Source organism: Pseudomonas sp. Wu6 (genome assembly GCF_019891515.1).
Taxonomy (GTDB): Bacteria; Pseudomonadota; Gammaproteobacteria; order Pseudomonadales; family Pseudomonadaceae; genus Aquipseudomonas; species Aquipseudomonas orientalis_A.
In genome coordinates, this window is sequence record NZ_JAFLXH010000022.1 from 105,930 (window position 1) to 112,017 (window position 6,088).

General features: G+C 62.7%; 6 protein-coding genes. All 6 read left to right on the forward strand.

The window, feature by feature from the left end:
• Positions 1-13: 13 nt before the first annotated feature.
• Positions 14-1,207, forward strand: coding sequence for an SfnB family sulfur acquisition oxidoreductase (locus J1G34_RS16730; RefSeq protein ID WP_065933427.1), 1,194 nt, complete (start codon positions 14-16; stop codon positions 1,205-1,207).
• Positions 1,207-2,559 (forward strand): LLM class flavin-dependent oxidoreductase, encoded by a 1,353-nt coding sequence (locus tag J1G34_RS16735; protein WP_122482050.1) that lies wholly within the window; start codon positions 1,207-1,209, stop codon positions 2,557-2,559. Before J1G34_RS16730 ends, J1G34_RS16735 begins: the two co-directional genes overlap by 1 nt.
• Before the next feature lie 117 nt (positions 2,560-2,676).
• A complete protein-coding gene (locus J1G34_RS16740; RefSeq protein ID WP_065893805.1) occupies positions 2,677-3,471 on the forward strand; it encodes a MetQ/NlpA family ABC transporter substrate-binding protein in 795 nt (264 codons plus the stop codon).
• Entirely contained in the window at positions 3,468-4,583 is a 1,116-nt protein-coding gene (locus J1G34_RS16745) for a methionine ABC transporter ATP-binding protein (RefSeq protein ID WP_065893806.1), read from the forward strand. The genes J1G34_RS16740 and J1G34_RS16745 overlap by 4 nt, the downstream gene beginning before the upstream one ends.
• Positions 4,573-5,217: a methionine ABC transporter permease gene (locus tag J1G34_RS16750; RefSeq protein WP_065893807.1), complete on the forward strand. Its 645-nt coding sequence runs from the start codon at positions 4,573-4,575 to the stop codon at positions 5,215-5,217. The genes J1G34_RS16745 and J1G34_RS16750 overlap by 11 nt, the downstream gene beginning before the upstream one ends.
• 39 nt (positions 5,218-5,256) lie before the next feature.
• Complete coding sequence (locus J1G34_RS16755) at positions 5,257-5,883, forward strand: class I SAM-dependent methyltransferase (protein ID WP_130138510.1); 627 nt, start codon at positions 5,257-5,259, stop codon at positions 5,881-5,883.
• Positions 5,884-6,088 lie beyond the last annotated feature (205 nt).

The window sequence follows — 6,088 nt, forward strand, 5'->3', positions numbered from 1 at the left end:
TTCTGGAGAACACATGACGCTTTCCCATCACGTCGCGGTCATTACCAGCGATGAACAAGCCCTTATTGTCGCCAGCGACCTGGCCGAAGACCTGCGCCGCGACAGCGCCCAGCGCGACCGCGAACGTCGTCTGCCGTTGCCCGAGCTGGACGTGTTTTCCCGCTCCGGCCTGTGGGGCATCAGCGTGCCCAAGGCCTACGGCGGTGCCGGTGTGTCCAACGTCACCCTGGCCAAGGTCATTGCGCTGATTGCCCAGGCCGACGCCTCCCTGGGCCAGATCCCGCAAAACCATTTCTATGCCCTTGAAGTGCTGCGGGTCAACGGCAGCCCCGAACAGCAGCAGCGCCTGTACGCCGACGTGCTGGCCGGCCAGCGCTTTGGCAACGCCCTGGCGGAACTGGGCACCAAGACCGCCCATGATCGCGTGACCCGCCTCAGCCGCGACGGCGAGGGTTTTCGCATCAGCGGGCGCAAGTTCTACGCCACCGGCGCGATCTACGCGCAACGCATCCCCACCTCGGTGGTGGATGAAAACGGTGTCCAGCAACTGGCCTTCGTGCCTCGCGACAGCGCCGGTCTGACGGTGATCGACGACTGGAGCGGCTTTGGCCAGCGCACCACCGGCAGCGGTTCGGTGGTGTTCGACAACGTGTGGGTGGACGCCCGGGACGTGGTGCCGTTCCAGAGCGCCTTCGAACGCCCGACCACCGTCGGCCCCCTGGCGCAGATTCTGCACGCCGCCATCGACACCGGCATCGCCCGCGCCGCCTTCGAAGATGCGCTGCATTTTGTGCGCACCAAGACCCGTCCCTGGATCGACTCAGGCAGCGACAAGGCCACCGATGACCCGTTGACGCTGAAAAGCTTCGGCCACCTGAGCATTCGCCTGCACGCCGCCGAAGCGTTGCTCGAGCGCTCGGGCGAATTCCTCGATCGCGCCCAGGCCGACAGCACGGCCCAGACCGTCGCGGCCGCCTCCATCGCCGTCGCCGAAGTGCGCGCCTTGAGCACCGAAATATCCCTCGCCGCCGGCAGCACGCTGTTCGAACTGGCCGGCAGCCAGGCGACCCTGGCCGAGCACGGCCTGGACCGCCACTGGCGCAACGCGCGGGTTCACACCCTGCACGACCCGGTGCGCTGGAAATATCACGCCGTGGGCAATTACTACCTCAACGCCGAAAACCCGCCGCTGCGGGGGACGATCTGATGAGCAAGAAAAAAATCCTGCTCAATGCCTTCAACATGAACTGCATCGGGCATATCAACCACGGCTTGTGGACCCATCCACGGGACACGTCCACCCAGTACAAGACCCTCGAATACTGGACCGACCTGGCGCAAACCCTCGAGCGCGGGCTGTTCGACGGCTTGTTCATCGCCGATATCGTCGGCGTGTATGACGTGTACCAGAAGTCCATCGACGTGCCGCTCAAAGAATCGATCCAGTTGCCGGTCAACGACCCGCTCCTGCTGGTCTCGGCCATGGCGGCGGTCACCCGCAACCTTGGCTTCGGCCTCACCGCCAACCTGACCTACGAGCCGCCCTATCTGTTCGCCCGGCGCATGTCCACCCTCGACCACCTGAGCCGTGGCCGCGTGGGCTGGAACATCGTCACCGGCTACCTCGACAGCGCCGCCAAGGCCATGGGCCTGAACGAACAAGTCGAGCATGACCGCCGCTACGACCAGGCCGATGAATACCTGCAGGTGCTGTACAAACTCTGGGAAGGCAGCTGGGAAGATGACGCGGTGGTCAACGATCCCCAGGCGCGGGTGTATGCGCAACCGGGCAAGGTGCACAAGGTCGAGCATCACGGCGAGTTCTACCAAGTGGAGGGTTATCACCTGTGCGAGCCCTCGCCGCAGCGCACGCCGGTGCTGTTCCAGGCCGGCAGTTCGGAGCGCGGCCTGCAGTTCGCCGGGCGTCATGCCGAGTGCGTGTTCATCAGCGGGCAGAACAAGGCCTCGACCAGAATCCAGGTGGACAAGGTGCGTGCCAGCGCGGTGGCGGCCGGGCGTAATCCGGATGACATCAAAGTGTTCATGGGCCTCAACGTGATCGTCGGCGCGACCGAAGAACTGGCCTGGGCCAAGCACGCCGAGTACCTCAGCTATGCCAGCGCCGAGGCCGGCGTGGCGCACTTTGCGGCGTCCACGGCGATCGATTTTTCCGAGTACGAGCTGGACGAGCCGATCCAGTACGTGAAGAGCAATGCGATCCAATCGGCCACCAAAAACCTGCAGAACAACGACTGGACCCGGCGCAAATTGCTCGAGCAGCACGCATTGGGCGGGCGCTATATCACGCTGGTTGGGTCGCCTGAGCAGGTCGCCGATGAGCTGGAATCGTGGATCAGCGAAACGGGCCTGGATGGCTTCAACCTGACGCGCATCGTGACGCCGGAAAGCTATGTGGATTTCATCGATCTTGTAGTGCCGGAGCTGCAAAAGCGCGGGTCGTACAAAACCGAATATGAGCAGGGCACGCTGCGCGAAAAAGTCTTCCACGGCACTGCTCGCTTACCCGAACAACACACCGGCTCTACCTACCGACACTAACCCCTGTAGGAGCGAGCTTGCTCGCGAAGACCGTTAACGATAACGCGGTGCATCTGGTTTACCGATGCGTCCTCAAGTTTTTCGCGAGCAAGCTCGCTCCTACAATTGGAAACTCATATGAAAAAAATAGTGCTCTCCCTGGCCTTCGGACTGTTCAGCACGGCCGTATTCGCCGTCGATGCGCCGCTGAAAGTCGGCACCACCGCCGCCTTCGCCATTCCCCTGGAAGCCGCCGTGGAAGAAGCCGGCAAACAAGGCCTCAAAGTGGAGCTGGTGGAATTCACCGACTGGATCGCCCCCAACGTCAGCCTCGCTGCCGGCGATATCGACGTGAACTACTTCCAGCACATTCCCTTCCTGGAAAACGCCAAGGCTGCCGCCGGGTTTGACCTGGTGCCTTATGCGCCGGGCATCATCAACAACGTCGGGCTGTATTCGAAAAAGTACAAAAGCTTCAACGACCTGCCCGAAGGCGCCAGCGTGGCCATCGCCAACGACCCGATCAACAGCGGGCGCGGCCTGCAGCTGCTGGCCAAGGCCGGGCTGATCAGCCTCAAGCCGGGCGTGGGCTACAAGGCCACCGAAGAAGACATCGTCAGCAATCCGAAGAAAATCAAGATTCTGCAAGTGGAAGCCGTACAGTTGGTGCGCGCCTATGACGACGCCGACCTGGTGCAGGGCTACCCCGCGTACATCCGCCTGTCCAAGACCTTCGATGCGGAATCGGCGTTGCTGTTCGACGGTCTGGACCACCCGGAATACGTGATCCAGTTCGTGATCCAGCCCAAGAGCAAGACCGACCCACGGGTGATCAAGTTCGTCGACATCTACCAGCACTCGCCGGTGGTACGCGCCGCCCTGGATAAATCCCTAGGCAAGCTTTACCAAGTCGGCTGGGAAGCTAAAAAATGACCGCCGCCAATGCCCGACTGCGCGACCTGGGCACACCGCCCAGGGACACCCGGCAGACCGAACTGCATGCGGATCTGAACCGTGCCCACGTGCGCTTCATCAACCTGGGTAAAACCTATGACGGCACGGTGCATGCTTTGCACGGCATCGACCTGGCGATCCAGCGTGGCGAAGTGTTCGGCATCATTGGCCGCAGCGGCGCCGGCAAGTCGTCGCTGATTCGCACCATCAATCGCCTGGAACAACCCAGCAGCGGGCGCGTGCTGATCGATCAGGTGGATATCGGCGGCTTCGATGAAGATCACCTCGTCGCGTTGCGCCGGCGCATCGGCATGATCTTCCAGCACTTCAACCTGATGTCGGCCAAGACCGTGTGGCAGAACGTCGAGTTGCCGCTCAGAGTCGCCGGGGTGCCCAAGCCGCAGCGTGAACAAAAGGTGCGTGAGCTGCTGGAACTGGTGGGTTTGCAGGACAAGCACAAGGCGTATCCGGCGCAGCTTTCCGGGGGGCAGAAACAGCGCGTGGGCATCGCCCGTTCGCTGGTGCACGACCCCGAGATCCTGCTCTGCGACGAGGCCACCTCGGCGCTGGACCCGGAGACCACCCAATCGATCCTCGGCCTGCTGCGCGAGATCAACCAGCGCCTGGGCCTGACCATCGTGTTGATCACCCATGAGATGGCGGTAATCCGCGACATCTGCGACCGCGTGGTGGTGCTGGAACACGGGCGTATCGTCGAGCAGGGCCCGGTGTGGCAAGTGTTCGGCAATCCGCAGCACGACGTCAGCCAAACCCTGCTCGCCCCCTTGCAACACGGCTTGCCGGCCGAACTGCAAAACCGCCTGCACCCCACCCCCACGTCCGCCGACGCCGCGGTGGTGCTGCGCTTGCAGTTCACCGGCAGCGACGCCGATGAGCCGGACCTTGCCGCACTGTTCAAGGCCCTCGGCGGCCGCGTGCGGTTGCTGCAAGGCGGGGTGGAACGCATCCAGGGGCATGCCCTGGGGCAATTACTGCTGGCGGTGAATGGATCGCCGCACAGCGCCGAAGAACTGCGCAACCGCGCCGCGAACTGGGCGCAACGGGTGGAGGTGCTGGGCCATGTGGTTTGATCGTTTAGTGCAGGGCGCCATCGACACCTTGTTGATGGTAGGCGTGTCGTCGTTGATCGCCCTGCTGGTGGGGATTCCGCTGGCCGTGTTTCTGGTCACCAGCGACAAGGGCGGCATCTACCAGGCACCGACGCTGAATCGGGTGCTGGGCGCCTTCGTCAACCTGTTCCGCTCCATTCCCTTCCTGATCCTGATGGTGGCGCTGATCCCGTTTACCCGCTTGATCGTGGGCACCACCTATGGCGTGTGGGCGGCGGTGGTTCCGCTGACGATCGCCGCCACGCCGTTCTTTGCGCGCATCGCCGAAGTCAGCCTGCGCGAAGTCGACCATGGCCTGATCGAAGCGGCGCAGGCCATGGGGTGCCGGCGCTGGCACATCATCTGGCACGTGCTGTTGCCGGAAGCGCTGCCGGGCATCGTCGGCGGGTTCACCATCACCCTGGTGACCATGATCAACTCATCGGCCATGGCCGGTGCGATTGGCGCCGGTGGCTTGGGCGACATTGCGTACCGCTATGGCTACCAGCGTTTTGACACGCAGATCATGCTGACGGTGATTGTGCTGTTGGTGGTGCTGGTGGCGGTGATTCAACTGGGCGGGGATCGATTGGCGCGGGTACTGAACAAGCGGTGAGGTATAGTCAGGGAATCCAAGCGTCCGGTATTGCCTGTCATGACCCTCAAGCCCGAAGACCTCAACCAGATCACCGCCACCACCCTCGGCCATTACAACCACGTGGCCGAGGACTTCCGTGAAGGCACCCGCGATCATGATGTCAGCCAGAACATCGATGCGCTGCTGCGGCATCTCCAGGGCACGGCGCCGTTTACCGTGCTGGATTTCGGCTGCGGGCCGGGGCGCGATTTGCAGACGTTTACACGCATGGGGCATATCGCCGTGGGGCTCGACGGTTCCGAGCGCTTTGCGCAGATGGCGCGCGAAGGCAGTGGTTGTGAGGTGTTGCAGCAAGACTTCCTGAGACTGGACCTGCCTGCCGAGCGCTTTGACGGGATCTTCGCCAATGCGGTGCTGTTTCACATACCCAAGCAGGAATTGCCACGGGTGCTCCAGCAACTGCACGGCGCGTTGAAACCCGGTGGGGTGCTGTTCAGCTCCAATCCTCGGGGTGACAACCGGGAAGGTTGGAACGGGCCGCGGTATGGGTCTTATCACGATCTGGAGGCATGGCGAGGGTTGCTGACTGAGGCCGGGTTTGAAGAGCTGGAGCATTATTACCGACCTGCGGGTTTGCCGAGGGAGCAGCAGCCTTGGTTGGCCAGTGTGTGGCGTCGGGTTTAAGTGATTTATTGCCTGGGCTAATGCTATCGGGGGCAAGCCCCCTCCCACAGGAGAACGCATTCCAAGTGTGGGAGGGGGCTTGCCCCCGATGGCAGCCTCGGGGCCGACCAGGATGTTGGATCAGACCGAGTACATATCCGTTTCTGCGGTAACGGCTGCTAATGGTTCCGCTTTTACAGCGGCTCACTTTTGAAAAGCGCAAAAG